At 60.0% G+C, this 26,588-nt stretch carries 25 protein-coding genes; 9 read left to right on the forward strand and 16 right to left on the reverse strand.

From position 1 onward, the window contains the following. Positions 1 to 5 precede the first annotated feature (5 nt). Positions 6 to 1,667 (forward strand): ShlB/FhaC/HecB family hemolysin secretion/activation protein, encoded by a 1,662-nt coding sequence (locus tag JQ597_RS12605; RefSeq protein WP_212264512.1) that lies wholly within the window; start codon positions 6 to 8, stop codon positions 1,665 to 1,667. A 138-nt stretch (positions 1,668 to 1,805) separates the two neighbouring features. Next, entirely contained in the window at positions 1,806 to 2,618 is an 813-nt protein-coding gene (locus tag JQ597_RS12610) for an aspartate dehydrogenase (protein WP_212264513.1), read from the forward strand. 23 nt (positions 2,619 to 2,641) lie between these two features. Here the strand turns inward: JQ597_RS12610 and JQ597_RS38270 are convergent, their stop codons facing one another. The 8 genes from JQ597_RS38270 to fixL form a co-directional block, all read right to left on the reverse strand. After that, positions 2,642 to 3,118: a hypothetical protein gene (locus JQ597_RS38270; RefSeq protein WP_349628816.1), complete on the reverse strand. Its 477-nt coding sequence runs from the start codon at positions 3,116 to 3,118 to the stop codon at positions 2,642 to 2,644. A gap of 668 nt (positions 3,119 to 3,786) precedes the next feature. Next, entirely contained in the window at positions 3,787 to 4,227 is a 441-nt protein-coding gene (locus JQ597_RS12620; RefSeq protein ID WP_249147773.1) for a DUF6455 family protein, read from the reverse strand. 407 nt (positions 4,228 to 4,634) lie between these two features. Continuing rightward, a complete protein-coding gene (locus JQ597_RS12625) occupies positions 4,635 to 5,291 on the reverse strand; it encodes a LysE family translocator (RefSeq protein WP_212264515.1) in 657 nt (218 codons plus the stop codon). A gap of 15 nt (positions 5,292 to 5,306) precedes the next feature. Then, positions 5,307 to 5,564, reverse strand: a complete 258-nt coding sequence (locus tag JQ597_RS12630; RefSeq protein ID WP_212264517.1) for a hypothetical protein — start codon at positions 5,562 to 5,564, stop codon at positions 5,307 to 5,309. A 69-nt stretch (positions 5,565 to 5,633) separates the two neighbouring features. Further along, on the reverse strand, positions 5,634 to 6,329 hold the full coding sequence (locus JQ597_RS12635; protein WP_212264519.1) for a helix-turn-helix domain-containing protein: 696 nt from the start codon (positions 6,327 to 6,329) through the stop codon (positions 5,634 to 5,636). A 120-nt stretch (positions 6,330 to 6,449) separates the two neighbouring features. Then, on the reverse strand, positions 6,450 to 6,884 hold the full coding sequence (locus tag JQ597_RS12640; RefSeq protein ID WP_212264521.1) for a response regulator: 435 nt from the start codon (positions 6,882 to 6,884) through the stop codon (positions 6,450 to 6,452). Positions 6,885 to 6,927: 43 nt separating this feature from the next. After that, on the reverse strand, positions 6,928 to 7,551 hold the full coding sequence (fixJ, locus tag JQ597_RS12645; RefSeq protein WP_212264523.1) for a response regulator FixJ: 624 nt from the start codon (positions 7,549 to 7,551) through the stop codon (positions 6,928 to 6,930). Then, positions 7,535 to 9,076, reverse strand: coding sequence for a sensor protein FixL (gene fixL, locus JQ597_RS12650; RefSeq protein ID WP_212264525.1), 1,542 nt, complete (start codon positions 9,074 to 9,076; stop codon positions 7,535 to 7,537). The genes fixJ and fixL overlap by 17 nt, the downstream gene beginning before the upstream one ends. Before the next feature lie 271 nt (positions 9,077 to 9,347). On the opposite strand from fixL, the gene JQ597_RS12655 reads away from it, so the two are divergent. Together JQ597_RS12655 and JQ597_RS12660 are read left to right on the forward strand one after the other, a co-directional pair. After that, a complete protein-coding gene (locus JQ597_RS12655; RefSeq protein ID WP_212264527.1) occupies positions 9,348 to 10,175 on the forward strand; it encodes a putative universal stress family protein in 828 nt (275 codons plus the stop codon). A gap of 27 nt (positions 10,176 to 10,202) precedes the next feature. Next, a complete protein-coding gene (locus JQ597_RS12660) occupies positions 10,203 to 10,631 on the forward strand; it encodes a CBS domain-containing protein (protein WP_212264529.1) in 429 nt (142 codons plus the stop codon). Between the two features lie 21 nt (positions 10,632 to 10,652). On the opposite strand, the gene JQ597_RS12665 is transcribed toward JQ597_RS12660, so the two are convergent. Further along, positions 10,653 to 11,411: a CBS domain-containing protein gene (locus tag JQ597_RS12665; RefSeq protein WP_212264531.1), complete on the reverse strand. Its 759-nt coding sequence runs from the start codon at positions 11,409 to 11,411 to the stop codon at positions 10,653 to 10,655. A gap of 272 nt (positions 11,412 to 11,683) precedes the next feature. Here JQ597_RS12665 and JQ597_RS12670 point away from each other — a divergent pair, with 272 nt between their 5' ends. Next, positions 11,684 to 12,520 (forward strand): universal stress protein, encoded by an 837-nt coding sequence (locus tag JQ597_RS12670; protein WP_212264533.1) that lies wholly within the window; start codon positions 11,684 to 11,686, stop codon positions 12,518 to 12,520. A gap of 117 nt (positions 12,521 to 12,637) precedes the next feature. Continuing rightward, positions 12,638 to 13,009 carry a hypothetical protein gene (locus JQ597_RS12675; protein WP_249147776.1) on the forward strand — a complete coding sequence of 124 codons (372 nt, stop codon included), beginning with the start codon at positions 12,638 to 12,640 and terminating at the stop codon, positions 13,007 to 13,009. A gap of 54 nt (positions 13,010 to 13,063) precedes the next feature. Here JQ597_RS12675 and JQ597_RS12680 read toward each other — a convergent pair whose 3' ends face one another. After that, the gene (locus tag JQ597_RS12680; protein WP_212033724.1) at positions 13,064 to 13,270 is read right to left on the reverse strand and encodes a YgaP family membrane protein; all 207 of its coding nucleotides are present in this window, start codon (positions 13,268 to 13,270) and stop codon (positions 13,064 to 13,066) included. A 224-nt stretch (positions 13,271 to 13,494) separates the two neighbouring features. Here JQ597_RS12680 and JQ597_RS12685 point away from each other — a divergent pair, with 224 nt between their 5' ends. Together JQ597_RS12685 and JQ597_RS12690 are read left to right on the forward strand one after the other, a co-directional pair. Further along, complete coding sequence (locus JQ597_RS12685; RefSeq protein ID WP_212264535.1) at positions 13,495 to 16,188, forward strand: bifunctional acetate--CoA ligase family protein/GNAT family N-acetyltransferase; 2,694 nt, start codon at positions 13,495 to 13,497, stop codon at positions 16,186 to 16,188. A 499-nt stretch (positions 16,189 to 16,687) separates the two neighbouring features. Beyond that, entirely contained in the window at positions 16,688 to 18,202 is a 1,515-nt protein-coding gene (locus tag JQ597_RS12690) for an MFS transporter (RefSeq protein WP_249147778.1), read from the forward strand. A 548-nt stretch (positions 18,203 to 18,750) separates the two neighbouring features. Here the strand turns inward: JQ597_RS12690 and JQ597_RS12695 are convergent. The 6 genes from JQ597_RS12695 to JQ597_RS12720 all read right to left on the reverse strand — a co-directional run bounded on the left by JQ597_RS12695 (position 18,751) and on the right by JQ597_RS12720 (position 25,436). After that, on the reverse strand, positions 18,751 to 19,956 hold the full coding sequence (locus JQ597_RS12695; RefSeq protein ID WP_212264537.1) for an OpgC domain-containing protein: 1,206 nt from the start codon (positions 19,954 to 19,956) through the stop codon (positions 18,751 to 18,753). Positions 19,957 to 20,190: 234 nt separating this feature from the next. Further along, positions 20,191 to 21,372 carry an acetate/propionate family kinase gene (locus JQ597_RS12700; protein WP_212264539.1) on the reverse strand — a complete coding sequence of 394 codons (1,182 nt, stop codon included), beginning with the start codon at positions 21,370 to 21,372 and terminating at the stop codon, positions 20,191 to 20,193. A gap of 35 nt (positions 21,373 to 21,407) precedes the next feature. Continuing rightward, positions 21,408 to 23,819, reverse strand: coding sequence for a phosphoketolase family protein (locus tag JQ597_RS12705; protein ID WP_212264541.1), 2,412 nt, complete (start codon positions 23,817 to 23,819; stop codon positions 21,408 to 21,410). A gap of 127 nt (positions 23,820 to 23,946) precedes the next feature. Next, on the reverse strand, positions 23,947 to 24,114 hold the full coding sequence (locus JQ597_RS12710) for a hypothetical protein (protein ID WP_212264543.1): 168 nt from the start codon (positions 24,112 to 24,114) through the stop codon (positions 23,947 to 23,949). A 28-nt stretch (positions 24,115 to 24,142) separates the two neighbouring features. Next, complete coding sequence (locus JQ597_RS12715; protein WP_212264545.1) at positions 24,143 to 24,892, reverse strand: CBS domain-containing protein; 750 nt, start codon at positions 24,890 to 24,892, stop codon at positions 24,143 to 24,145. A 73-nt stretch (positions 24,893 to 24,965) separates the two neighbouring features. After that, a complete protein-coding gene (locus tag JQ597_RS12720) occupies positions 24,966 to 25,436 on the reverse strand; it encodes an Hsp20/alpha crystallin family protein (RefSeq protein WP_212264547.1) in 471 nt (156 codons plus the stop codon). Positions 25,437 to 25,569: 133 nt separating this feature from the next. On the opposite strand from JQ597_RS12720, the gene JQ597_RS12725 reads away from it, so the two are divergent. Beyond that, positions 25,570 to 26,553, forward strand: a complete 984-nt coding sequence (locus JQ597_RS12725; protein WP_212264549.1) for a zinc-dependent alcohol dehydrogenase family protein — start codon at positions 25,570 to 25,572, stop codon at positions 26,551 to 26,553. The last annotated feature ends 35 nt before the right edge of the window (positions 26,554 to 26,588 follow it).

Genomic DNA, 26,588 nt, shown 5'->3' on the forward strand with positions numbered 1-26,588 from the left:
TTTTCATGCGTAGGCAGGCAATAGCATTGGGCGTCGGGCTTGCACTGTTGTGCAGTGCATCCGCGCGCGCGCAGCTCGCCCCGCAGGTCAACCCCGGCGCCATCCAGACTGACATCGACCGCCAGCGGCAGCAACTCGAGCGGCAGAGCCAACCACCCAAGCTCCAGGGCCCGGGCGTGGTCGGCGGCGAGCGGGAAAAGACCCAAACCCTGAAACCAGGTGGTCCAAAATTCCTGCTGCGCAAGCTTGAATTCGATTCATCCAAGTTCATTACGCCCGAAGAGCTCGACGAGATTGCGAAGAAATATATCGGCAAGGACGCCGATATCGCGACACTTCAGCAGGTCGTAGCCGACATCAACGCGGTCTACGCCGAACGCGGGATCGTCACGGGGATCGCGACGCTGCCGGATCAGGATGCCAAGGGCGGGATCGTTCGCATCAAGCTGACGGAAGGTCGTCTGCAAAAGACCACCATCGAGGGCAACAAGCAGACGTCGACATCCTATATCCTGCCGCGCGTCCAGGCGCCGGAAGGTGAAGTCCTCGATGTGCCGAAGCTCAACCGCGATGTGATCTGGTTCAATCGAACCAACGACGTGCAGATCAAGGCGTTGTTGCAGCCGGGGACCAGCTTCGGCCTGACCGACCTGCAATTCGCCGTTATCGAACCACCCACCGATACGCTGCAATTATTTGTCGACAATCAGGGTGTCCAGAACACCGGCCGGTTCGAAGGCGGCGCGTTTTACCGGCGTCACGGCCTGTTCGGCGTGGATGATCGCCTGACCTTCTATGGGGTGAGGTCGGACGGCAACCTCAACGGCAACGTCGCCTATAACATTCCGGTAAACCCGTGGGGCGGCCGCGTCGGCGTGAGCTACACGCAAGGGAAGATCAAGATCATCGACGGACCGTTCGTTGCGCTCGACGTAACCGGGCGATCGACCCAGGCCTCCATCAATTTCAGCCAGCCGGCCTGGGTTACACAAAACTGGCTGCTGCTGCTCAATGCGGCGCAGACCGACGGCAATACGGTAAGCCGGTTTAGCACCGTTGCGGTCACCAGCGACCGCTATCAGCGAACCACGGGTGGGTTTTCGTTGACCAATTCCGGCAACAATTATTCCATCACCGTCTCGCCGTCGATGAACTACATCGAATGGCACGATTACATTCTGAACGGCAACCGAACCTTCAATACCTATACCGGCAGTGCGATAGCGACGGGGATGGGGCCTGCCAATTTCAGCGCCAATCTGCTGGGCAGCTGGCAATATTCGCCGACGAAGCTGTTGCCGGGCGACCAGATCTTTTCGATCGGCGGCCCGACCACCGTGCGCGGCTATCCCACCAATGCGGTGGCCGGCGACAGCGGCTACTACGTCAACGCCGAACTGCACTACAACTGGTCGGCCATTCTCAAGGGCCTGGACACGTATGTGTTCACCGATTGGGGCGCAGTGTTCTCCACGTTCCCCGGCATCGTGGAATTGAGTTCGATCGGGGTGGGTTTCTCGTGGACGATGGCGCCGTCGCTGACCTTCGAGGGCAGTTATGCAACGCCTCTGAAACTGGCGACTTCCACCCAGCGGCACTACGAATACTATGGCCGGTTCATCTTCCGGCCCTTGCTGATGTTCCCAAAGCAAAATACGCCCGGATAGACCGGCGATCGGGATTCCAGCGAGCCGCGCCGCTCCGGGCCAGTGTTCCGTCATCTGAAGTGACCGCGTTGCCATTCTCGACGCGCGTCCCGGAAATGCTATGCAGGGCACGTGAGCAATTTCTGCGGAGTTCGTAAGATGCCCAACCCATCACGGCGCGTCGCCGTCGTCGGCCTTGGTCCGATCGGGCGGAAGGTCGTGGAAGCCCTGGATCAAGGCATCGACGGCCTGGTCCTCGCGGCGGTATCGGTACAGGACCCGGCCAAGCATGGCGATTTTCTCGCCAAATTGAAGCGTTCGCCCGCCGTCCTGCCAATCGACGATCTCTGCGCGGCGGCCGATATCGTGATCGAGTGCGCACCCAGCAAGCTCGTTCGATCGATTGTCATCCCGTTCGTGAGCCGCGGTAAAATTGCGATCGTCCTGAGCGTGGGCGCGCTTCTCGAGAACGAGGATCTCATTGCGCTGGCCAGGCAAAACGGCGGCCAGATCGTCGTGCCGACCGGTGCGCTGATCGGTCTCGACGCGGTCACCGCCGCGGCGGAAGGCAATATCCAGTCGGTCAGAATGGTGACGCGAAAGCCGCTCAACGGCCTCGCCGGGGCTCCCTATCTGGTCGAAAACAACATCGACATTGCCGGCATCACCGAGCCCTTGAAGATTTTCGAGGGCACCGCCCGTGATGCGGCCAAGGGCTTCCCGGCGAATCTCAATGTTGCCGTGGCGCTTTCGCTGGCGGGCCTTGGGCCCGACCGGACCACGCTGCAGATCTGGGCCGATCCAACGGTGACCCGCAACGTGCACCGCGTCGAAGTGGAATCGGATTCCGCGCGCTTTTCGATGACGATAGAGAACATTCCCTCGGAAAACCCCAAGACCGGCCGCATCACGGCACTTTCGGTCATTGCATACTTGCGCAAGCAAGGTTCAGCCTTGCGCGTCGGAACCTGAGGATCAGGCGGTGAGGGGAGGCCTCACTTCGTCAACGACATCCAGCGCTCCGTGGCGCCGATCGCCGCCGACCAAAGCTGGTCCGCAGGCTGACCGCGGTGCAGCGCTTTGCCGACCTCGCAAATCGCCATGAATGCACCAGAGCGCGCCTCTTCGACCTCCAGCGGTTGCTCGCCGCTTCCCTGAACCAGGCCGACCAGTCCGTTCAGTATCGGCAAGGCCAACTGCGCCGGCTGATCTTCGGCGGCTTTCAAGGCGTCCAGCACGCGCGTCGCCTTCTCGAAATCACGCATCGCCACCACTTGCCAAAGCCCGAGGGATGAAAAGCCCAGGATAACAGGATGGGCTGGATAATCGCCTATTTTTGGCGGAAGGGGTGTCCCGTCAACGCCTTTGATATCGCTCGTCTTCCGTCGGCTATATGCCATCGAAACTACGGTTTTGACCACGGTTTTCCTGTGCCAGCGTAGATTTGCGATTAGACCGGATTTGACGGACACCAATCGTCCCCGCGGCGATGGGCGATGAGTTTGCGGACCTCCTAGTTCACGAGGAGGTTCGAAGTGCGAGCGACGGTGTCCGATCAAATTTCTTTCGCCCAGCGCAGAAATCTTCGCCACCAAACACTGGGCAGACCGTTGGCGATAGGCCGCATCTCCTCGGGCGCCAATGTGCCGTGGTTCGCCGCGCTCTCCAACGACGCAATCAGCTCCTTCAAGTCGAGGGGGAAGCCGGGCAAACCTCTTCGGTGAGGACGTGAGGGCTGCGCCGTGAATGATGAGGCCTCCCGGATGTGAAGTAGGCGTTCTACACCGTTTGCTCGACCCTTACCGTAACCGGCGGGCCTAATCCGTATCATTCCCATCACAAAGATCATTGCAACCGACGCCGTCGCCTGCTTGCGTGGCCTCCCAGTCGGAGCGGAGCGGGACGATGTCCGCCGCGCTCTTCCTATTGGGTCGTTTACATGATCGGAACGGCAGAATCCGTAGGTTCACGCCGTGGCTTTTCCACACAGCAAACGAAGATGCGGGAAATCTAGACGATTTGGGCACCAACAGGAGGATGGTGCATCCTCGATGTTCCTGCGCTGCAGGCTGCGAAATTGTAAACCCGATCCGCATTTCTTGGGATGGTGAAACGGCAGAAGCCGATAGCGGTGCGCCCATCACGGCCTCTGACCCAGTTCGTCGATTGCCGACGCATTGGGGCAATATTCGTCATAGTGTTGAGCCGATGTGCCGGCGTCGAGATCGTGCTTACACAGCGTCTTCTGTTGGCATGAGGCACAGACGCGTATCATGTCGCGCTGCAGGAAAGGCTGCGTGCGGGACAACGTCGTTTCGTCAATGCCAAGAGATTTCAATAGTCGTGGCAATTCATCGCTGGCGTGCGGTCCCTGGCGGACGACTGCATCAAGTTCGGCAGGGGTCACGGAAAGGTCCCGCGCGATGCGGGCGAAATCCCCGCTATTCATATCACGGAGCTCGCGCATCTCGCGCCGGTGCTTGAGCCAGTCGCTGAACAGATTGATGGCGCTTTCAACGATCGCGTGAGTTTTGGTGGGTTGCCATGGTGCGCTCCCTAACTGCTGAAACTGGCCCAGCATGGCGGTGTGGGCGCGCCGCGTCGTTGCGGTAGATCAAACACCATGAACGTGTGAGTGCTCGCCTGCTCTCCGCAGGGGCATCTCAATTCCTTACTGGCGCCACACGCGCCAGTGTGTGGGATGAATCAACACGGGCTGGTCGGCCCAGACATTGAACCACACGGCATGGCGCTTTCGGCAGGGAAAAGCCCAGGGGCGCACGCCGCCCTTGTCGATCACTCCGAGCTGGAGGTCGCAGTCTTCAGGCGCGATGGATATGGGGAGCCACTGATGGGATGAAGTACGAGTCTCGGACATGCCGACTGGTATGCAAAGCCGGCGGCGAAGTCGTATTGATCTCGGTCAAATTTCGCCAATATCAACCTGAACGAATGAGTCGCGCGCATGTTTAGCGGCACCCAAATGGCCTACCGGCCGCCGCTCACGAACAGCCACACTGCCACGAGAAAGAGAACGGCTGCAAAAATATTGCCGGCCGTTTGGCGCCGTCGCGGGGCCGCGAAAAAAGTCTGCAGCCCACTCGCCAGCAACACGATCAGCCCATGCACGAAAGTGGCGACGGCGACATAGATGGAAACCAGGGTCGCAAGTTCACGCACCGAAGGCGCAGGGCCGCTGATGAATTCCGGAACGACGGCGATGAAGAACAGCGCGGCCTTCGGATTGAGTAGGTTGGTGATGAACCCGCGGCGGAATTGCACGAAGATAGACTGGTTTACCGGAGCGGCCGCGACCGGTAGCCGCGCTTCTCTCCAGCTGTCAAACGCCAGCCAGCAAAGATACAACGCCCCCGCCCAGCGAAGGGATTCGTAAACGACAGGGTTGTTGAGGATCAACGATCCGCCGCCAAGCCCGACCACAATGCCGAGCAGGGCCAGTCCCAGCGCGACGCCAAGGACGGCGGAGAAGCCGGCGAGGCGGCCCCGGCTCGCGCCCAGCACGGCGAGGTAGGCCATGTTCGGTCCCGGCGTCATTTCGATGATGAGGGAGGTCAGAACAAAAGCGATGAGCGGTGATTGGAATGCCACAGAATAACCGGCGGCAAGTTCCAGGAAACGGTCCATGTCATGGCGCGTTTGTCAGGAGGCGCGGCTCCAGGTGTGTTTGCAGGGAGCGAACGTTTGGTTCGGTAGATGTTCGAGTTCATCATGACCGCTCAGATGCACTACCTCGATGCAGTCGGCATTGAGACGTTCATTGTCGACCAGACGTTCGGCCAGCACCACCGCCTGCGACGGGCTGTCCGATTCGACGTCGATCTGGCTCTGCAGGCACTTGAAACCATGGCCGTCCGAATTGAGGAGATCTTTGTAGAAGGAGACGCGATAGCTGTTCATTGTAGACTCCCGTTCTACTGTACAATGCGCATTGTTGCGCGGCCGGTCCGTAAGCAGGCAGATAGCCGCTCACGCGTCCATGTCAGCCAGACGCTGGCGGTTACGGAGTACGATCTGGCGGGCACTGGAAAACACCAGGATGCCCTGGTCGTTGAGCTGCGACAAAGCCCGCGATACGGTTTCCAAGGTAAGGCCGAGATAATCGCCGATATCGCGGCGGCACATCGGCAGCGCCATCATACCAGCCTTGGCGAGCCGGCGGTCCATTTCGAGGAGGAATGTGGCGACCTTCTCCATCGCGGTCTTGCGGCCGAGCAACAGCATGTGATCTTCCGCGTGCCTGAGATCGCCTGCGGTCATGGTCCAGAGATTGTGGGCAACCCTAACATTGGATCCCGCGGCGGTTTCCAGGCTGCGGCGCTTCACCAGGCGGACGGTGGTCTCGGTGATTGCTTCGGCCGTCAGGCGATGAGAGGTGCCGGGATCGAGGCCGAACACGTCGCCGGCCAGATGGAACGCGCCGATCTGGCGGCGTCCGTCGCTCAACAGCTTGTAGGTACGAACCGCCCCTTGGATCACCTGATAGACATACTCGGAAGGCTCGCCTTCGCCGTAGATTTCCTCGTCCTTGCCGTAGGTAAATTCGGTGGCGATGATGCCCGAACAGCTGGCGATGATGCTGAACTGATCGGCCGACGAGGGGACTGGGGCGCGCGGGGCGTTGAGAACCGTGGTTGCCGGGGCGGTGATCGTCTGGGTGTGCATGTCGCCATCTCCTATGTGGATGGCTTTGTGTACCGAGGATATTTGTTCCCCGATATTTCGGTTGATATCCTAAGGGGGTCTACTTAGGGGGTTTTACGGGGGCGCATTTCGCCTGATTATTCAGGGCTGTCCGGTCGCGGCGCCTGAGTTGACGGCGTTTTGCACGCATTCCACCAAGTTCTCCTCGAGATTGGGCTTCAGGAGGACCTGGAGCACCCCTGCCGAGTTCGCCTTCGTAGCGATGGTTTCGTCCGGATAGCCCGTAATCAGAATGATCGGTGTGCTGACGTCGAGACCGCGCAGCCGGTGCGCCAGCTCCAGCCCATCGATTCCCGCCATCTTGTAGTCCACAACGAGGCAATCCGCGGCTTGCCGGGTCGAAGACCCCAACAATGCGGAGCCGCTGCGGAATGTGCGGACATCGAAGCCCTCCGTCTCCAGGAGAAATCGCAACGACCGAAGGACGTCGTAGTCGTCGTCGACGACGTAGATCAGCGATTTTCTGGGCGGCGGGCCGATCTCGGAGCGGCCGGATGTGTGACGGGCATCTATCATGGGTGCAGGATAGCCAACTCACCCATGCCCATATTGACGTGGCTCAATCCTCGATGATCCCGGCCCGGATCGCAAATCTGACCAGTTCCGAAAGGTTACCGGCCTGCATCTTGGTCATGACGTTGGCCCGATAAACCTCCACCGTACGCGGGCTGATGTCGTATTCTCTCGCGATCACCTTGTTCGATTGGCCGCTCACCAGTCCCTTCATCACCTGGCGCTCCCGTTGGGTGAGGGAGGCGACCCGCGCGGCTATGTCGGCCGTGAGCGCCTCGCTCTTCGTGCCGCCTTCATTCTGCGAGAGGGCGGTCTCGATCATGCCGATCAGCCGGTCATCCTCGAATGGCTTTTCCAGGAAGTCGAGCGCGCCAAGCTTCATGGCTTCGACGGCAAGGGGGACGTCGCCATGCCCGGTCATGACGATGACCGGAAGCTTCCGGGCGCCGGTGACTGAATTCAGCTGACGCAGCAATTCCATGCCGTCCATGCCCGGCATCCTAATATCCGTGACCACGCATCCGCTCTCCAGCTTCGGCAGCTCGGTCAGAAAAACCTGCGCGGAAGCGAACAGGCGTACGCTGAAGCCGGCCGAGCCCAGCAGGAAATCCAGCGAGTCGCGCATCGCTGGATCGTCATCGATGACAAAGACTTTACCGTTCTGCGACATCGGTCACATCCTTGGCAGATCCGGCGGGCAGGGTGAAACGGAACGTCGCGCCACCGGATGGATTTGTCTCGGCCCACATCCGGCCGCCATGGGTTTCGATGATGGTCCGGCTGATCGAAAGGCCGACGCCCATGCCGGCCTCCTTGGTCGTGAAGAATGGCTGAAACAGGTTCTCATGAGTATCGGCGCCAAATCCATGGCCGGTATCCGACACGGCAATTTCAATCATATCATCGGCTGCCTTGGCATTCGTGACGATCAACTCGCGATGGGTCGAACTGGCCATCGCTTCCAGCGCATTGCGGAAAAGGTTGACGAGGACCTGCTGGATCTGGACCCTGTCGGCAAGTACCAGGTCGCACGCCGGATTGAGCTTGAAGCGCAGTATGAGCCCTTGTTCGCGAGCCCCAGTGAGCCCGAGTGCGCCGGCTTCCTCGATCAGCTTCGATAGACTTTCGACGTGCTTCTCCGACGCTTCTCGTGCGACAAAATTGCGTAATCGTCTGATAATGTCGCCGGCGCGGATGGCCTGTTCGGCCGCGCGATCGAGCGCGGCCTCGATCTTCGGCGCGTTGACGTCGGTACTATCAGCGAGCAAGCGGCGTGATCCCTTCATGTAATTGCTGATGGCCGAAAGCGGCTGATTGAGTTCGTGGGCCAGCGCGGATGCCATTTCCCCCATCGCGCTGAGTCGCGATACGTGAACGAGTTCGGATTGCAGGTCCTGCAATCGTGCCTGGGTCTGTTGCTGCTCGGTGAGGTCGCGCACAAAACCCGTAAAGTAGGGCTGGCCGCTCGATTGCATCTCGCCGATCGTGAGATGCATCGGAAATGTGGTGCCGTCCTTGCGCATCCCGGTCACGATGCGGCCGATGCCGATGATGCGCCGCTCGCCCGTCTTCAGATAGCGGGCGAGGTAACCGTCATGGCGACTGCGATCCGGCTCCGGCATTAATTCGCTGATATTTTTCCCGATCGCTTCCGGTTCGGTGTAACCAAACTGCCGTTCGGCGGCACTTGAGAAAAACTGGATGATGCCATGCTCGTCAATCACGATCATGGCGTCCGGGACCGTGTTCAGAATTGAGCGAAATATCCGCTCGCGTGTCCTCAACTCATCCTCGAGGCGCTTCTCATGATCGATGTCGATCATGACGCCGCTGAGCCGGGCAGGACCGCCATCGGGGCCGGTTACGATGGCGCCGAGCGCCCGCACCCAATGACCTGCATCCGAATGCCGATGCACGCGGTATTGAACGTCGAAATTGCACCCGGTATCGATCGACTGCTGCATGGCCTTCGCGGTGTGATCGCGATCCTGCAAGTCGAGCAGCGAAAGAAAGACGTCGTAATCGATCGGTGTGTCCGGCGAGACGCCGAAAAGCTTCCGCGTGGTGTTGGACCAGGTCAATTCCCGGGTGGAAAATTCAAAATCCCAAGTGCCGACGCCGGATCCTTCGACCCCGCTGCGCACGTTCTGATCGAGCGGATTCTGACTGCGAAAGGGTCGGTCGACGTCAATCATGCTCCGCCTGTGAGCTTTTCCATGCACGCCAGAAGTCGTGTCCGATCATTGTGAGCGCGGCGGGGTTATCACTAGCGCTTATCTTATTGAGAGAAAAGACAATATCCATGAATTTGTATTGTGCCAAGTATCGCATATTTCGGATTTTCCCGTAACGGCGAAAAGTGCCCCGTCTTGATCTAGGTCAGGTTCGATCCGGAATCGCCTCCTAAGGTGCCGCTCTGCGGGCAGGCCGCCCATACGGCATTTCGACCCAAGGCTGGAGCAGGATATGGACTACAAAACCGTCATGGTCAGTCTGGCGCTGGACCGGCCCAATGGTGCCTGTCTCGCGGTGGCGGGGGATCTCGCCGAGCGATTTGGAGCGCGAGTGATCGGCATTGCCGCTTCGGACGTCAAGCCGCCATTGTATTTTGCCGACGGCGACTACGCGCAGAAACTCCTCGATGAGGAGGCCACGGCCGTTCGAGGGCGGTTGTCCGAGCTTGAGGCGGAATTCCGCACTGCCGTCGAGAAACGCACCAAGTCGGTGGAGTGGCGTTCTGGCCAGACGCTGCCGGTGCCCTACGTGTTGCAGCAGGCCAGGACCGCTGATGTTCTAGTGGTTGGCGCGCGCAGCGAGACCATCGTGGATCCATGCGCCGCCGCGGATCCCAGTGATCTCGTGATGCAGGCGGGCCGTCCCCTCATCGTCGTGCCACCTGCAGTCGAATGGTTCGATTTCAGAAGCGTGCTGGTGGCCTGGAAGGATGTGCGGGAAGCCCGCAGGGCCGTTTTCGACGCGCTGCCGATCCTTGCTGCGGCAAAGGACGTCACCATCGTGGAAATTGCCGAGCAGGGGACCCGTCGCGCAGATGCCTTGTCGCACGTTGCGGACGTGGCGTCGTGGCTGCACGGCCACGGCATCGTGGCGAGCACCTTTGTTCCGGAATCAGCAGCCGAGATACCCGAACAGCTTAACAGGATCGCCGCTGATGTCGGTGCCGGTCCGGTGGTCGCGGGCGCTTATGGTCACTCGCGGCTCCGTGAATGGATACTCGGTGGCGTCACGCGTCATCTGGCGACCGAGTCCGGTCGCTGTGCCTTTCTGTCCCGCTAGGACGTCCATCCATGACAGGGAACCGCCGTGCATAAATTCCTCGAGGCCACCGCCGGACAGTACATGACGCGCGCGGTACAGACCGTCACGCGCGATACGACCATGCGTGAGTTCAAGAACCTGGTCGACCACGCGGATTTCAATACGTTTCCGGTCCGCGAAGGCGGTGACGTCGTCGGCCTGGTGACCAAGTTCGACTTTCTGAAGTGTTTCGCTTTCAACCCCGGCCGGATGGTTCCCGGCTATGACGAACTGCTGTCGCGGACGGTCGCAGACGTCATGACGCCGGAATTCATCTATGTCGATCCGGCGACCAAGCTGACGCGCGTGCTGCAGTTGATGGTGGATCATCGGATACGAAGCATCCCCGTTTTGGATGCCGGGCAGCGGTTGGTGGGAATCATTGCGCGTGAGGACGTCATGCGGGCGCTGGCGGCCAGCACCGCGCACGGGTAGCGGCCGCGCGAAAGTCTCCCCTCAACGCATCATTGCATCAATCGGCCGGACCAGTTGGTCTTTTGCCGAATCGGCATCGTCCGGCGATTCCAGATACATCCCGGATATGGGCTCAACCCAGCACAGATGGTCGTGGACCTTCTTTACGCCGGCAACGTTCTCCGCAACGACAATGGCCGCCTGCCGCGACCGTTCCTCCGTGATGACGCCGCTGAGACGGACGATGCCATCGCGCACCACGACATTGACGCCGAATGGACACCAGTCCTTCTTCTCGAGCATATTGAGGATGCGGCCGCGAATATGATCGTCGTCAGAAGTCGGATCGGGGATTTCGCGGGCAAGGTTTGCTACCGCCTGCAGTAAATTGGCGCGCGACACGATCCCGACGAGCGTGTCTCCGCGCATCACCGGCAGCCGCTTGACGTGATTTTCTTCCATCAGGAGCACGATTTCCTCGAGCGGTGTATCCTCGGTGATGGTAATCGGATCCCTGGTCATCACTTCAGAAATCTTGCGGCCGTTTTCGTGAACGAAGTCGGCCGCTGCTGCGCCATCGCCTGTCAGGAATTTGAGCCACCGGCTGCGCTTGCGCTGCGTGCCTATTTCGCTGCGGCGAAGAAAATCACCTTCCGAGACGATACCGACGAGTTTGCCGGCAGTATCGACCACTGGAAGTCCGCTGACATGCCGCCGCAGCATGATACTCGCGGCTTCGAGGATGGTGGCCTCCGGTGTGACGGAAATGACGGATCTGGTCATGATCTGATGGGCGCGCATGCGACAGGCTCCTGTTCAATTCTGTGGCGGTGCGTTGCGGACTGGGCACCCCAATGGTCAGGCTCAAGTTAGCGATGTGCGGACCGCGCCCCTTTGACGGAGATCAAACTTTCGCCATGTAACGGCGATTGCGATCTCAAGCGTTTCGCCGCCGGCCAGCGCGTGCTGACATCGCCTGAGTTTGATGTGCATCAACTTCAGTCGCGAACTGTCGATTATTCTCAAAACTACAACGAGACGCGGGCCGAGCCCCGAAAGTTTGGGAGAGCGAGATGTTCAGGAATATTATGGTTCATATTCCCTCCGAGCGGCCTGTCAGGCCGGTGATTGACGTGGCCGTCGCGCTAACACTGGCGCGCCGTGCGCATCTCGACGCGGTCGCCATCGGCTATGAATCGATGGGTGCCGTCGGGATGATGGTCGGTGGTGTAGGTGCAGCGGTTGCCGCCATGGTGGGAGCTGAACAGGAACGGGCGATGGAGAGGGCGAACGCCGCGATCTCCGTGTTCGAAGTCGAAGCCAAGCTTGCCGAAATTCCTTATGGCACGAGGGCTCTTGCGGCAATCCCGGCCGAAGCGGGCGAGACAATCAGCGCCCTGGCGCGGCTTTACGATCTCAGCGTCGTGCTGCAGCCGGAATCCTCATTTTCCAGCTATGACAACGCCATCCCGCAAGAGATCCTGTTCAATTCCGGCGGGCCCATGCTGATGGTTCCCTACATCCATAAGGGGCCGATCGACACGCAGCACGTCGGGATCGCCTGGGATGGCAGTCGGCTGGCCGCCCGGGCGGTGCGCGACGCGATGCCGTTTCTGACCGCCGCGAAGGCCGTGACCGTGATTGCTGTCAACCGGCAAGATGCGGGCGAGGTATCTTCGGATCAGCTTGTCCGCCATCTCGCGAGGCGCGGCATCCGGGCTCGCGTCCAGCGGCTGACCGCTGATCGTGGCATTGTGCATGGCTCCATTCTGTCGATCGCGGCCGAGAGCAATATCGGCCTGCTGGTGATGGGCGGGTTCGGCCATTCCCGATTGCAGGAGCGAATTCTCGGTGGAGTCACGCGAGGCATATTCGACTCGATGACCGTGCCGGTGCTGATGTCGCATTGAGCACACGACGCTGCCTGGCGGGTGAACGTAACCGTCCGGGTGGACACAGTTGATTTAGCTCAAAGTCATGCTCGTCGCAGCGCGGTAGCGTTTCGTAAGGTGAGATAGGAGATTGTGATGCCAGAACATTCTGAAGCGGTTGCAGTGACTGCCGTTGAGAAAGCGCCGACCGAGACCCAAACGCAGGTGGCAACGGCCAATGAGCGTGCCGCCACCTTCGTGGTCGGTGCCCAGAAGTTGATGCTCGAAGAGTTGATATTCGCAGGTACTTCGTTCGTTGAACGGGCACAAACCGAAATGCACCTGTGCTCGGAGTTCGTCTCGAAGGTGGCCGGGGCGCATTCTATCAAAGACATCGGAGGGATGTACGAGGAATGTAGCAAGCATCAGCTCGATTTCATCCGCCGCGATTGCGATCGAATGTTCAGGCACGGCGAGCGGCTGATCGAGGCGACGTCGAACCTGTTCAAGAGCCGTCCGCTGAACTGATCGGCGATCGGCCCTCGGCACGATGTAAAGTGCTGAATAGCCCAGCCTTGCCAACTACTGACGAACGCTGCAGCTCGAATAGCCGAAGATGGTGTAGAGCGGGCAGCTCTTGAAGAACGCCGTAACGAGCGGCACCAGACCAATCAGTCCGGCCCAATGCCATCCCTGAATCGAGAGGCCGTCCTGGAACGCGTAGGCGACCAGAGCCAGTCCGACCACAATCCGCACATATTGATCAATCGTTCCCACATTTACCGGCATGGAGCTTCTCCTTCTGGTGCATGAACACTGCTAAGGTCGCACGCGATGCCGGAATGGGTCTTGATCTGCCTCAACCATGAATTTGCGGTCGGAAGTAAGTAACGCGGGCCGGATTTGTCATCGGGCCGAGACCGTGCCGGACCACAATGCCGCATCAAGGCCGCATTGCACGACAATCGTGCGTGGGGTCATAAAGGGCCGGCACCGGCCGGATATCGAGATCGATGTCGACCTATCGCCTGAAAAATCTACTGGCACCCCGTTCGGTCGCGCTCGTCGGCGCCAGTCCGCGCCAGGGCTCGGTCGGCCGGGCCATTCTCAACAATATCGGCAAAGCCAGCTTCAACGGCGAATTCGGACTGGTGAATCCGCGCTATTCCGAGATCGACGGCGTCGCCACGGTCGGCAGGCTTTCCAAATTGTCCTTTGTGCCGGAACTGGTCGTATTGACGACGCCGGCGAAATCGATCGCCGGCCTGATCGACGAGGCGGGCCGCCGCGGCACGGCGGGCGCGGTGATTGTCAGCGCCGGGCTCGGCCATGGCCCGGGCTCGCTGGCGGAAGAAGCCGAACACGCGGCGCAAAAGCATGGGATGCGGCTGATCGGCCCGAATTGCCTGGGCATTATGATGCCTTGCGTCAATCTCAATGCGAGCTTTTCCGCGCACATGCCGGGCGAGGGAAACCTAGCGCTGATCTCGCAGTCCGGCGCCATCGCCGCGGGCATGGTGGACTGGGCGGCGCAGCGCGCGGTGGGTTTCTCCGGGATCGTGTCGATCGGCGACCAGCTCGACGTCGATATCGCCGATCTGCTGGATCACTTCGCGATGGACGACAAGACGCAGGCCATTCTGCTCTATATCGAAGCGATCAAGGACGCCCGGAAATTCATGTCGGCGGCGCGCGCTGCCGCGAGGATCAAACCGGTCGTCGTCGTCAAATCCGGCCGCATGGCGCAGGGCGCCAAAGCCGCCGCGACCCATACCGGTGCGCTGGCAGGCTCGGATGCCGTTTACGACGCCGCGTTCCAGCGCGCTGGCGTGCTGCGGGTATCTGACCTGCGCGAGCTGTTCGACTGCGCCGAGACGCTGGGCCGCCTCAAATCGCCGCCGGGCAAACGGCTGGCGATCCTGACCAATGGCGGCGGCATCGGCGTGCTCGCGGTCGACCGTCTGGCTGAACTAGGTGGCATTCCCGCCGCCATTGCGCCTGAGATTCGCGCGAAGCTGGATGCGGTGCTGCCGCCGACATGGTCGGGCTCAAACCCCGTCGATATCATCGGCGATGCCGACCCCGCGCGTTACGCAGCGACGCTTGAAGTGCTGCTGGCCGATCCCGGCAATGACGCCATTCTGGTGATGAACGTCCAGACCGCGATCGCACGCGCCGACGAAATAGCCGCGACCGTAACCGGCGTAATCCAGAAGTATCGTGCGCAACAGCGCATGTCACCCAAGCCGGTACTCGCGGCCTGGATCGGCGCGGATCAAAAGATTAGCAATCTCCTGAGCGGCGCAGGGATTCCGAATTATCCGACCGAGGACGACGCGGTGCGCGGCTTCATGCATCTGGTACGGCACCGCGAGGTGGTGGAGGCCTTGGCGCAGGTACCGCCGGCGATGCCCACTTCGTTTGCGCCCGATACCGAGGCCGCCCGCCGGATCGTCGCCGACGCGCTGACCGACGACTGCCGTTGGCTCGATCCGATCGAAATCAAGCGGCTGTTCGACGCCTATGACATCGCAATGGTGCCAACATATGCCGCCGCCGACGCTGAGGACGCTGTCGTCCACGCCGCGCCGATTTTCGCGCAAGGATCGACGGTCGTGCTCAAAATCATGTCGCGCGACATCGTGCACAAATCCGATGTCGGCGGCGTCGTGCTCAATCTCACCAGTGCCGAGGCGGTCCGTGCGGCGACATCGGACATTCTGGCGCGGGCGAAGGCGTTGCGGCCGGAAGCCCGGATATCCGGCGTGATGGTGCAGGCGATGGTGCTGCGGCCGAAGGCACGCGAGCTCATTCTCGGCCTCGCCGACGATCCGACCTTCGGCACCGTCGTGGTGTTCGGCCGCGGCGGTACGGCGGTGGAAATCATCAACGACAAGGCGCTGGCGCTTCCGCCGCTGGATCTGCAACTGGCGCGCAGCCTGATCGAGCGCACCCGGGTCTCGCGCTTGCTGCGTGCTTATCGTGACGTGCCGGCGGTGAAGGAAGACGCCGTGGCCATGGTGCTGGTCAAGCTGGCCCAGATGGCGGCCGACATTCCCGAAATCCGCGGACTGGACATCAATCCGCTGCTGGCCGACCAAGCGGGCGTGCTCGCGGTAGATGCGCGCGTCGCGCTGGGGCGGGTAGAACGGAAATTCCGCGGGTCCGGGCCGGCTAACTTCGCGGTGCGGCCCTATCCGTCCCAATGGCAGCGCCATCTCGAGGTGAAGGATGGTTGGCGGGTGTTCGTGCGCCCGATCCGCCCCGAGGATGAACCTTTGATTCATGAATTCCTGCGCCATGTCACCAGCCACGATCTACGGCTGCGTTTCTTTGCACCGATGAAGGAATTTTCCCACGAGTTCATCGCGCGGCTGACCCAGCTCGACTATGCGCGCGCGATGGCCTTTGTCGCCTTCGACGAAGTCAGCAACGAGCTCTTGGGTGTGGTCAGGATTCACTCCGATTCGATCTACGAGAGCGGAGAATACGCGATCCTGCTGCGATCCGACCTCAAGGGCAGGGGCCTCGGCTGGGCGTTGATGCAGATGATCATCGAATATGCGAGGTCCGAAGGCCTCAAGGCGATCTCCGGCGATGTCTTGACCGAAAACACCGTCATGCTGGCGATGTGCCGCAGCCTCGGATTCGAAGTAAAATCGGACCCAACGGAGCACGATATCTGCAACGTCAAGCTTGCACTCTAGCCTGAGATCGGGACGCTCTCATCCGTTAGTGCCGCGCCGCAGCTACGAATGACGATCTCGTGCGCGGCGTCGTCCGCGGTGGCCTCGATGCGCTTGTTCGGGTCCAGGACGAGTTTCGATACTTCAATATGCCAGTCGAGTCTGACCACGGCTTCCGGTACCACCGGCCGCGATGGGAGCTACCGAGTAGCGTCGGCGCGGCGGAGTCGCCACCTTCAATGCGCGTGTTGAGAAGGGCGCTGCCTTCAATCGCCGCTTCTTCAATAACCCGATGCTTTGGGAGAGCCGTCGTGCGATCCTCTGCCAGCAAATCCTCGTCGTGAACTGGTCGCCGGCGCAGGAGATTTCAACGTCACCAGTTCTTAGTCTCCGCGATAAGGCTTGGCGGCAAACATCGTCGGTGTTGGTTTTCGAGGAGGTACGCAAGTTTGGGGGGGCCGATTCTTGCGCTCGCTCGCTCGGGCCGTGAGTCGCACCGGTCGGCAAGGAACTCAACTTCATGAGCCAGTTCAGGGAGACACCGTCGGTGAGTCGGACAGCCCGGGAATCAATGATCGAGCGTGCGAGGGCTTGGTTGCCGAGCCTCCTACGGCCGATTTTCGGCTTTCGGCGCACCTACCTACCGTTGCTGATGGTCTATTTCGCCTACGGCGCATTAGGGATAGTCGACGTAAGCCGAGACATGTGGGTCAAGGAGCGGCTGTCCCTTAGCGCGGCGGACCTCGCCGGAATCGGCGTTTGGTTAAGCCTGCCATGGACGGTGAAAATGGTGTTCGGCCAACTCGTCGACAGCGTTCCGATCTTCGGTTCACAGCGGCGGTCCTACATCCTGATCGGAACCGCATTTACGGCCTCCGGAATGCTCACGCTGGCCGGCGCTGCCGGTCGATGGATCACGTTCAGTACCACTGATCACCTCTACATTCTTGGCGCCATGCTCATCGTCGCGGGGACCGTAATTCAGGATGTCGTAGCGGATGCGATGTCAACCGAAGTCGTATCCCGCGTCGACTCGACTGGAAATGCTCGTCCGGAGGGCGAGATTCGAGCCGAGTTGGGCATGGTTCAGGTTCTCGGCCGCCTGGCGCTGGGCATTGGAATTCTTTCAGTGGCCGGGCTCTCCGGATGGCTCGCTGAGGCGCTGGCCCGTGAGACCGTATTTCTGCTAGGCCTCATCATTCCTGCCATCTCCGCAATAAGCGTGCTGTTGTTTCGCTGGGAATCGAACGAGCGGCGGCCGATCGACTGGCGCATTCTCGGCGGCGGCATTGGCTTTGGAGCCGTTGTCCTTGCGATCGCCCTTGGCGGTTTGCCATTTGGTCAAGAGTTGGTCTTCATTCTTTCGATGATGGTAATCTGCGCGATGCTCTTCTTCGTCACCCGCGAACTCGACGCGAAGACACAGCGCTCAATTCTGTTCGCAAGCATCATCATCTTCGCTTTCCGCGCCACGCCATCCGCCGGAGACGGTTATTTTTGGTGGACGCTCGACGTGCTGAAGTTCGACGAGGCTTTCTATGGCAACCTTCGCCAGACAGCCGCCATCATCGCCATTGTTGCGATGTGGACATTCAGCAAGCAATTGACGGAGTACTCCGTTACCAAGGTACTATTTTGGCTGGCCGTCGCCGGAGCGACCTTGTCGCTGCCCAATATAGGCTTGTTCTTTGGCCTTCACCAATGGACAGAGGCGAAACTTGGTTTTGGCGCGCGCAGCATCGCTGTAATTGACGCGGCTGCTGCCTCACCCTTCGCGCAGCTCAGTATGATCCCGCTACTCACTCTGATCGCATTTTACGCGCCGGCGGGCCATCGTGCGACTTGGTTCGCCCTCATGGCGTCGCTGATGAATTTGGCGCTTGTCGCAGGCCAACTGCAGACTAAGTATCTCAACCAAATCTTCGTCGTGCAGCGTGGCGACTACTCAGAGCTTGGCCCGCTGTTGATTACAGCAGCGGTGCTTAGTTTCGTCCTTCCGATCGGCGCCATCCTCTTCTTCGGTCGTCGTACGTGATAATTCCATTGTCGTCGGCGCGGGTTCGCTCTGCGTGACAGCAGCGCGACTACGGTCAACCGGTAGCGTCCCGGCGGATCAAGTCGGTCCGGGACGCATAGAACGCGGTTGGAAGGGCTGTGGCTGGACCGCGCCAGAACGTCCGGTCCTCGCTGATGTGCCGGGACTGCTCGGTGCAGACTGTACTCGATCGCTTGTGAGTCCGTGCGAAAGACCAGCCCCACCCGATCCCTAATCGTTATCCCGCCTTCACGTCAAAATAATAGGTATGCATCAGCGGCATCGAAAATGAGAGGGAAGGTTGGCGGATGCTCCCAAACCCGGAGAGTTCGAGTGCACCCGCAAATCGTGCGGCCGGTCAAAAGAAGTATTTCCTTGCCGTGCTCGTAACATTTCAGAGCAATGGCGGGCGATCATGATCTCGTCGCTGTGGGGTTGACGCGGGGCCGGAGCCGCCGGTCGGAGACTTGAATCAGTTAAGCTTCGCGCCCGGGAGCAGATGCGGAGCACGTCGCTCACATTGGCGGTCCGCGTTTTTCGTCGTGGGATCAGACGGTACTTGCGACCCCCTTGTTACCGAGCCCGCCGATGGGCAGGTGGCCTTCCTCCCCAATTGGACGATGTAAGTCGGCATGGACGCTCTTTTCCACTCGCTTCGACCACGATCTGTAGTAGGCGACCGCGGTCATGACCGAGAGGCCGCCGGTTCCAACGAGGAGTTGAGCAAGAACCCCGTCGGAAGTCGCCTCCAGAATAAAATATGCGATGAATGAGAGGTAGATTCCAACGCAAAACACCTCGAGGGACTGTTGCCCGCATTTGACCAGCGGCCGCCAGATGGCCGCCCGCAATCCCGGTGCATCGATCGGTATGATTCGCGCTACGACGATGATTAGAAGCGCCAGATGCAGGAAGCGATAGGGCGCCAAATTGGTTTTGTCGTTGGGGTTAAATGCATCGAATAGAAAGCGCGGAAACACTGCCTGAAGCTCTGGCAGGAACGCCGCGAACGTCATTATCGTCGCAAAAAGCAAATAGGTTACACCGACGCAGAAGACCAGCCGGGAGCGGACCAGGAAATTCAGCGTATCGGCTCCACCCAAGACCAACCATGCGCCGAGCACAAAGAGAAGTTGCCACGCGAACGGGTTGAAATACCAAACCCCCGATGGATAGGAGGGAAAATTCCAGCCAAATTGCCGGGCAGCGAAATAGAGCAACACGGATCCGAACATGATCCAGTTGCGATGCTTGAGCATCAGCCAAAGAATTGGCGGAAAGCTACCCATTAGAACGACGTAGAGCGGTAGCACATCGAGATTCACCGGCTTGTATTTCAATACTAGTCCTTCGACCAGCGCCTCGACTGGAGCATTGGTCAGGGGAGCAACATTGAATTGGTCGATGAAATCAGGAGCGTTGAATTTGTGCGACAGAAAATGGATGGAAGATATGTAGAACACGAATAGCAAAACGTGGGCGGCATAGATTTGCCAGACGCGCTTCAAGAGCCGCGTTGCTCCGAAAACAAAGCCGCGCTCGGACATTTTTCTCGTGTACACGGAAGCCGACGTGTAGCCGGAAATGAACACGAATAGGTCGGCGCCATCGCTGAAGCCGTAGTTTCGGAACGTCAGCCAGGCGAGCACCGTGCTGGGAATATGGCCCAGGAACATAGCCCAGTTTGCGAGTCCACGAAAGAGATCGAGACGCAAATCCCGCTTTGAGGGTGGAAGAGCCGTGGCGACACTCATTTTCCTGATCCGCAATGTGATAATCCGGAGAGCCTAGGGTGCGTCGCATCCGGCTGACCGCGCAGACGCGTTGAGCCACTGGATCCGGGGTTGAGCCCTTCGACATTCATTATTAGGGTAGGGTGCAACCCTTGGGACCTTGTTGAGCTATGTCAAGACCAAGGGGGCTTCCGGGTCAGCTCCGCGGCGGCGAGCCGCGCCATGAACAAGGCTCTGGCCAACAGCAGGAGCGTTTCAGCCCTGTGATCGCAATTTCTCCGAGCAATGGCGGGCGATCATGGTCTCCTCGCTTGTAGGAATGACACGAACGTCAACCCCGCTGTTCTCAGTGTTGATGCATTCGCTCGCCTGATCATTTGCCGAATGATCGATCCGCACTCCTAGCCATTGCAGCAATTCGCATACTTGCTGTCTTATCTCTGCGCTATGCTCGCCGATGCCGCCGGTAAAGACGAGACATTCCAAGCCGCCCAGCGTATTTGCCATCGCGCTAACTTCCCTGGCGACGCGAAACGTGAACAGCTCGATCGCCTCGGCAGCTCGCGGATCGTGGCTGGCGAGCAAGACGCGCATGTCGGCGGAAAGACCGGAGATGCCAAGCAATCCGGATTCCTGGTACAGCATGTGCTGGAGGTCATCGACGGACATGCCCTGCTGCTGAAGGTATATCAGCACGCCAGGATCGATGGCGCCGCCGCGCGTGCCCATCATCAATCCGTCGAGCGGGGTGAGGCCCATGGTGGTATCGACGCTTCTGCCGTTGCGCATCGCGCAAAGGCTGGCTCCGTTGCCGAGATGCGCCGCCACGGTGCGCTTACCTGAGAGGATCGGGGATATCTCGGCTAGGTGGTTGGCGATAAACTCAAAGGAAAGTCCGTGAAAACCGTAGCGTCTAATGCCCATCTCTTCGAATCGTCGCGGGATCGCAAAGCGGCTGACGGGGGGTACGAGGCCATGATGGAAGGCGGTGTCGAAGCAGGCAATTTGCGTGAGATCGGGCCGCAGCGACCTGATGGCCCGTATCGGCGACAGGCAGCGCGGCTGATGCAGAGGTGCAAGTGGCGTCAGGGCGGCCATCGCGTCGATGGTTTTGTCGGTGACTTCGGCTGGACCGTCAAAATCGCGTCCGCCGTGAACGACCCGATGCCCGATGGCGGCTAACGTGCCGCCAGCGAGATTGTCATTGCTCCAATCCAGGATATCGGCGAGCAGGGCATCGCCGTTATTGTCGGCCGGCGCGCGTCGCTTCTCGGACAAATGATTGCCGGCGGCGTCGGTCACGGTGAAGCCTGGCTTGTCTTCGTGTTCGTCGAGCAGGCCTTTGCAGAGCAAGCGCGGCTCAGCCCCGGAAATATCGAACAATCCGAACTTGATGCTAGAGGAGCCAGCATTCAGGACCAGGACGGCGTCGGACATTATCGATGTTCCTGACATGGCAGCCGAGGCAATCGTCAGCCTCGGGCGGAAGTTTGCCGAGGATTGTTTGGCCAAACCCAGTTACGAACTTGCGGCATGTCTTCGCCGTGTTCGCGGACGTAGTGCGAATGCTCGATCAAGGCATCGCGAAATTGCTGCTTGATATGGGCGGCAGCGATGCCGAGGGCGGGAACGCGTTCGATGACCTCGATCGCCAGATGAAACCGGTCAAGCTCGTTCAGCACCAGCATGTCAAACGGGGTCGTTGTGGTGCCTTCTTCCTCAAAGCCGCGGACGTGCATTCCGGCGTGGTTGGTCCGGTTATAGGTCAGGCGGTGAATCAGGTAGGGATAGCCGTGATAGGCAAAAATCACCGGCCGGTCGCGGGTGAAGACGCTGTCAAAATCGCGCTCGCTGAGGCCGTGCGGATGCTGTTCCTTCGGCTGCAACGTCATGAGATCGACGACGTTGACGACGCGAATTTTAAGCTCGGGCAGGGAGTTTCGAAGCAGGTCTACCGCAGCCAGGGTTTCGAGCGTCGGAACGTCGCCGGCACAGGCCATCACGACATCCGGTTCGGAGTCTTCGGTTTCGCTACCGGCCCATCTCCAGATTCCGATGCCCGCGGCGCAATGCGTCGCCGCCTGCTGCATGGTCAGCCACTGCGGCGAGGCCTGTTTGCCGGCGACAATCACATTGATCCTGTCGTAGGTTCGCAGGCAATGATCGGTGATCCAGAGCAACGTGTTGGCGTCAGGCGGAAAGTAAATGCGCACGATGTCGGCCTTCTTGTTGGCGACAAGATCGACGAAGCCCGGGTCCTGGTGGCTGAAGCCGTTGTGATCCTGCTGCCAGACGTGGGAGGTCAGGAGATAGTTGAGCGAGGCGATTGGACGTCGCCAGGGCAGGCTGCGCGAAACCTTCAGCCATTTGGCATGCTGGTTGAACATGGAATCCACGATGTGGATGAAGGCCTCGTAGCAGGAGAAGAGGCCGTGGCGGCCGGTGAGCAAATATCCCTCCAGCCAACCCTGGCAGAGATGCTCGCTCAAGACCTCCATCACACGACCATCCTGAGCCAAGTGAACATCGTAAGGCTCGGTGCTCTCCATCCAGACCCGTTCGGTCGCCTCGAACACTGCGTCAAGGCGGTTTGAGGCGGTTTCATCCGGTCCCATGATCCGAAAGTTCCGCGCCTCGGCGTTCAGGCGGAAGACGTCGCGGAGGAAGCGTCCCATCGTGCGCGTCGCCTCGGCTTTGACGCCTCCGGGCTGGGGCACAACAATGGCACAATCGTTAGGGTTCGGCAGTTTAAGGTCGCGTTTCAGCAATCCACCGTTGGCATGCGGATTGGCTCCCATTCGCCGCTCGCCGGTTGGCGCGAGAGCCTGCAATTCCGGGAGCAGGCGGCCCGTGTCATCGAACAGCGTTTCGGGTTGGTAGCTGCGCATCCACCGCTCGAGCAGTTCAAGATGCTTGGGATTTCCGCGGGGATTCGCGATCGGGACTTGGTGCGCGCGCCAGAAGCCTTCGACTTTTAAGCCATCGACTTCCTTGGGGCCAGTCCACCCCTTGGGGCTGCGGAGCACGATCATCGGCCATTTCGGGCGGTCGCTCGTCTTGCGACCGTCGCGCGCAGTGCGCTGGATCGCACGAATGCTCTCGATTGCCTGCTTCAAGACGTCGGCCATCTGCCGATGCATCACCTTGGGGTCGTCACCTTCAACGAACAGGGGTTCGTGACCATAGCCGGTAAAGAGCTGACGGATCTCGTCGTCATTCATCCGGCCGAGCACGGTCGGGTTGGCGATCTTGTAGCCGTTAAGATGAAGGATCGGGAGAACCGCGCCGTCACGGACGGGGCTCAGGAACTTGTTGGAATGCCATGAGGCCGCCAGTGGTCCGGTCTCAGCCTCGCCGTCGCCTATTACGCAAGCAACGATCAGGTCAGGGTTGTCGAAAGCCGCACCATAGGCGTGCACCAGCGCGTAGCCGAGTTCGCCGCCCTCGTGGATCGACCCCGGCGTCTCCGGAGCGGCGTGACTGGGGATGCCGCCCGGGAAGGAGAACTGCCGGAACAAACGTCGCAGACCATCGGTATCCCGACTGATCTCGGGATAGATCTCGCTGTAGGAGCCTTCCAGATAGGTATTGGCGACGACGCCGGGGCCGCCATGGCCGGGCCCGCAAACGTAAATGACATTGAGATCCAGGGCCCGGATAGCCCGATTGAGGTGAGCATAAATAAAGTTGAGCCCGGGCGTCGTGCCCCAATGTCCCAGCAGGCGCGGTTTGACGTGCTCTGACCGTAGCGGTTCCTGGAGCAGCGGATTATCGAGCAGATAAATCTGGCCGACCGACAGGTAGTTGGCCGCGCGCCAATAACGGTCTACCAGGTTCAGGTCGTCGGTACTCGCCAGCTCATCATTCGCTCTTGTCGTCGCCATCTCGATCCCTCCGGGCCGGCCTGCATATCAACCAGATCGAAGGCCGATCGATCCGTCCCGTCAGGCAAAAGATCCACATTGACGGTCGGTGCGGCGAGCAGAGCTGGACGTGGTTGGCGTGCTCCATCTAGAGCTCGCGTCGCGCTTTCCATGCGACAGCGATAGCTGCGGCACCGATGATCAACGTCATCATCAGCAAGGTTTGCAGGATACCAAAATTCAAGGCGTCGCGCGCGACGAACAGCGAGGTGATCGCCGCGGCAACGACCGAGAGGAGACGAAGGAGCCAAGCCATTTGCAAGCCTTTCCGTGAGGCAATGGCGTCAGCTTGCGGCCTTCATTCCCTCTGGCGGTTCTGCGGCTTTTCGGTCTTCGGGGGATTCCACGTAGAAGCCTGAATAAGTATCTACGTAGCAGAGGTGATCGTGGACCTCTTTTACGCTCGATATATTCTCGGCCGCGACGATTGTTGCATGGCGTACGTGATCGTCGAAGATGATTCCGTGGAGGTGAACGATCCCGTTCCGAACGGTAACCTGAAATCCGGCAGGGTGCCAATCTGCCGCATGAACCGCCCGCATAATACGATTGCGGATGTGGTCGTCGTCCGCAGTTGGGTCAGGAACGTCGTGCGCCATGCTGGCCACGGCTTGTAAGAGATTTGAACGGGTGACAATCCCGACCAAGACCTTGCCACTCAGAACGGGCAAGCGCTTGATGCCGTGTTTTTCCATGAGTTCTACAAGCTCGCTCAGCGGTGTTTGCTCGCTCACCGTAATGGCATCTCGCGTCATGACATCTTCCACTTTGCGACCCCGCTCGTGGACAAACTCGTTGGCCAATTTTCCGGCGCTCGCAAAGAACTGGAGGATGGTCGATCGCTTGCGCGCGGTGCCCGTTTCGACCCGTCGCAGAAAATCACTCTCGGAGACTATTCCCATCAGGGAGCCATCGTCATCTACGACGGGTAGGCCACTAAGATGACACCGCAGCATGATGTTTGCCGCGTCTTGGATCGATGTATGAGGCGTTACGGTTGTAACGTCTTTTGTCATGATCTGATGGGCGCGCATTTCTGGATCTCCTGCTCCATTCGTCCTGAAAGGGCAGAGCGCAGCGGATTGACGCTGCGCTCTGTTGGCCACCTCACGCGGCTGTCTTGATTTCGATTTGCTTGGCTTGCTTCGGTGCCGGCTTCGGTATCGTGACCTTCAGCACGCCATTAGCGATCTCGGCGGAAATGTCTTCGATCTTGACGCCGGAGGGCAGTTCGACCGATCGCGCGAACGAGCCGTAGCTGCGCTCAACAAGGTGATAGTCCTTGTTCTTTTCTTCACGCTCGTTCTTCTTCTCGCCGCGAATGGTCAGAAGATTGTCGGTGACATTGAGCTCGACATCCTTCTTCTCCAACCCCGGTAGTTCGGCGGTAATCTCGATCGCCTTGTCGGTCTCGCTGATGTCCATGCTGGGCAGGACAGTGGTGGCGAGCCCTGGGATATTGCGCGAGACACCGTCGAACAGCCGGTCGATTTCTTGCTGCAGGAACGAGAAGGGGTTGGTGTCGCGGCGGGTGACGGCACGCTGGGTTCCAACCGGGATCACGGACTTCGTATTCATATGGACCTCCTGGTTAAGCCAAACTGACACGACCATGTTAGGCGAGGGCGGCTACAAACCCTTTGACGAGGATCAAACTTCGGCCATGCAACGTTGGATACGGTACACACGCCAATGCGAGGATGGCCACGAGATGCGCGCGATGGTTTTGACGGCGCCCGGCGCGCCGCTCCAGTTTCAAGAGAGGGACGATCCGGTTCCCGGGCCGGGCGCTGTGTGCGTCAAGATTAGCGCTTGCGGCGTGTGCCGCACGGATCTGCATGTGGTGGATCGAGAATTGCCGGATATTGCCTATCCCATCATCCCCGGCCACGAGGTGGTCGGCCGGGTGGAGGCCCTTGGCGACGGCGTAACTGCGCTTGAAATCGGAGCGCGCGTCGGTGTTCCCTGGCTCGGCTACACATGCCAGGAATGCAGCTATTGCCGGGAGGGTCGAGAAAATCTGTGCGATCGTCCGGGTTTCACCGGCTACACCCGTGACGGAGGCTTTGCCACGCATCTCGTTGCAGACGCGCGTTATTGCTTTCCACTCGGCGAGGTCGGCAACGACGTTGCCATTGCACCTTTGCTGTGCGCGGGTCTGATCGGTTGGCGCTCCCTGGTGATCGCGGGCGAAGGAAGGCATCTCGGCATCTATGGCTTCGGCGCCGCCGGCCATATCATTGCGCAGGTGGCCCGCTGGCAGGGACGTTCCGTCTACGCGTTCACGTGCGCGGGCGATGTCGAGGCGCAAGGGCTGGCGAAATCTCTCGGCGTGGACTGGGTCGGGGAATCGGAGCAGAGGCCGCCGATGCCACTCGATGCTGCCATCATCTATGCGCCGGTAGGCGCGCTGGTCCCACTGGCACTCCGCGCGGTGGGCAAAGGCGGGCGGGTGGTCTGCGCCGGCATTCACATGTCGGATATTCCTTCGTTTCCCTACAGCATACTCTGGGAAGAGCGGCAGTTGCTCTCCGTCGCCAATCTCACGCGCAATGACGGGATCGAGTTCTTCAAGGTCGCTGCCCAGGCGGGCATCAAGACCCATACGACGGCATTTCCATTACGGGAAGCCAATGAGGTTCTGTCGAAGTTGCGATCGGGACAAGTCACTGGCGCTGCCGTGCTACAGCCATGACTCTGATACGACCCAGCGATATCGCGACGGACTCC

Origin of the sequence: Bradyrhizobium sp. AUGA SZCCT0177 (genome assembly GCF_018130125.1) — a bacterium.
Lineage (GTDB): Bacteria > Pseudomonadota > Alphaproteobacteria > Rhizobiales > Xanthobacteraceae > Bradyrhizobium.

Bases quoted from the DNA above. Each gene is read 5' to 3' on its own strand.
- JQ597_RS12605 (WP_212264512.1), top strand. From the start codon at position 6: ATGCGTAGGCAGGCAATAGCATTGGGCGTCGGGCTTGCACTGTTGTGC.
- JQ597_RS12610 (WP_212264513.1), top strand. From the start codon at position 1,806: ATGCCCAACCCATCACGGCGCGTCGCCGTCGTCGGCCTTGGTCCGATC.
- JQ597_RS12620 (WP_249147773.1), bottom strand. From the start codon at position 4,227: ATGCTGGGCCAGTTTCAGCAGTTAGGGAGCGCACCATGGCAACCCACC.
- JQ597_RS12625 (WP_212264515.1), bottom strand. From the start codon at position 5,291: ATGGACCGTTTCCTGGAACTTGCCGCCGGTTATTCTGTGGCATTCCAA.
- JQ597_RS12630 (WP_212264517.1), bottom strand. From the start codon at position 5,564: ATGAACAGCTATCGCGTCTCCTTCTACAAAGATCTCCTCAATTCGGAC.
- JQ597_RS12635 (WP_212264519.1), bottom strand. From the start codon at position 6,329: ATGCACACCCAGACGATCACCGCCCCGGCAACCACGGTTCTCAACGCC.
- JQ597_RS12640 (WP_212264521.1), bottom strand. From the start codon at position 6,884: ATGATAGATGCCCGTCACACATCCGGCCGCTCCGAGATCGGCCCGCCG.
- fixJ (WP_212264523.1), bottom strand. From the start codon at position 7,551: ATGTCGCAGAACGGTAAAGTCTTTGTCATCGATGACGATCCAGCGATG.
- fixL (WP_212264525.1), bottom strand. From the start codon at position 9,076: ATGATTGACGTCGACCGACCCTTTCGCAGTCAGAATCCGCTCGATCAG.
- JQ597_RS12655 (WP_212264527.1), top strand. From the start codon at position 9,348: ATGGACTACAAAACCGTCATGGTCAGTCTGGCGCTGGACCGGCCCAAT.
- JQ597_RS12665 (WP_212264531.1), bottom strand. From the start codon at position 11,411: ATGCGCGCCCATCAGATCATGACCAGATCCGTCATTTCCGTCACACCG.
- JQ597_RS12670 (WP_212264533.1), top strand. From the start codon at position 11,684: ATGTTCAGGAATATTATGGTTCATATTCCCTCCGAGCGGCCTGTCAGG.
- JQ597_RS12675 (WP_249147776.1), top strand. From the start codon at position 12,638: ATGCCAGAACATTCTGAAGCGGTTGCAGTGACTGCCGTTGAGAAAGCG.
- JQ597_RS12680 (WP_212033724.1), bottom strand. From the start codon at position 13,270: ATGCCGGTAAATGTGGGAACGATTGATCAATATGTGCGGATTGTGGTC.
- JQ597_RS12685 (WP_212264535.1), top strand. From the start codon at position 13,495: ATGTCGACCTATCGCCTGAAAAATCTACTGGCACCCCGTTCGGTCGCG.
- JQ597_RS12690 (WP_249147778.1), top strand. From the start codon at position 16,688: ATGAGCCAGTTCAGGGAGACACCGTCGGTGAGTCGGACAGCCCGGGAA.
- JQ597_RS12695 (WP_212264537.1), bottom strand. From the start codon at position 19,956: ATGAGTGTCGCCACGGCTCTTCCACCCTCAAAGCGGGATTTGCGTCTC.
- JQ597_RS12700 (WP_212264539.1), bottom strand. From the start codon at position 21,372: ATGTCCGACGCCGTCCTGGTCCTGAATGCTGGCTCCTCTAGCATCAAG.
- JQ597_RS12705 (WP_212264541.1), bottom strand. From the start codon at position 23,819: ATGGCGACGACAAGAGCGAATGATGAGCTGGCGAGTACCGACGACCTG.
- JQ597_RS12710 (WP_212264543.1), bottom strand. From the start codon at position 24,114: ATGGCTTGGCTCCTTCGTCTCCTCTCGGTCGTTGCCGCGGCGATCACC.
- JQ597_RS12715 (WP_212264545.1), bottom strand. From the start codon at position 24,892: ATGCGCGCCCATCAGATCATGACAAAAGACGTTACAACCGTAACGCCT.
- JQ597_RS12720 (WP_212264547.1), bottom strand. From the start codon at position 25,436: ATGAATACGAAGTCCGTGATCCCGGTTGGAACCCAGCGTGCCGTCACC.
- JQ597_RS12725 (WP_212264549.1), top strand. From the start codon at position 25,570: ATGCGCGCGATGGTTTTGACGGCGCCCGGCGCGCCGCTCCAGTTTCAA.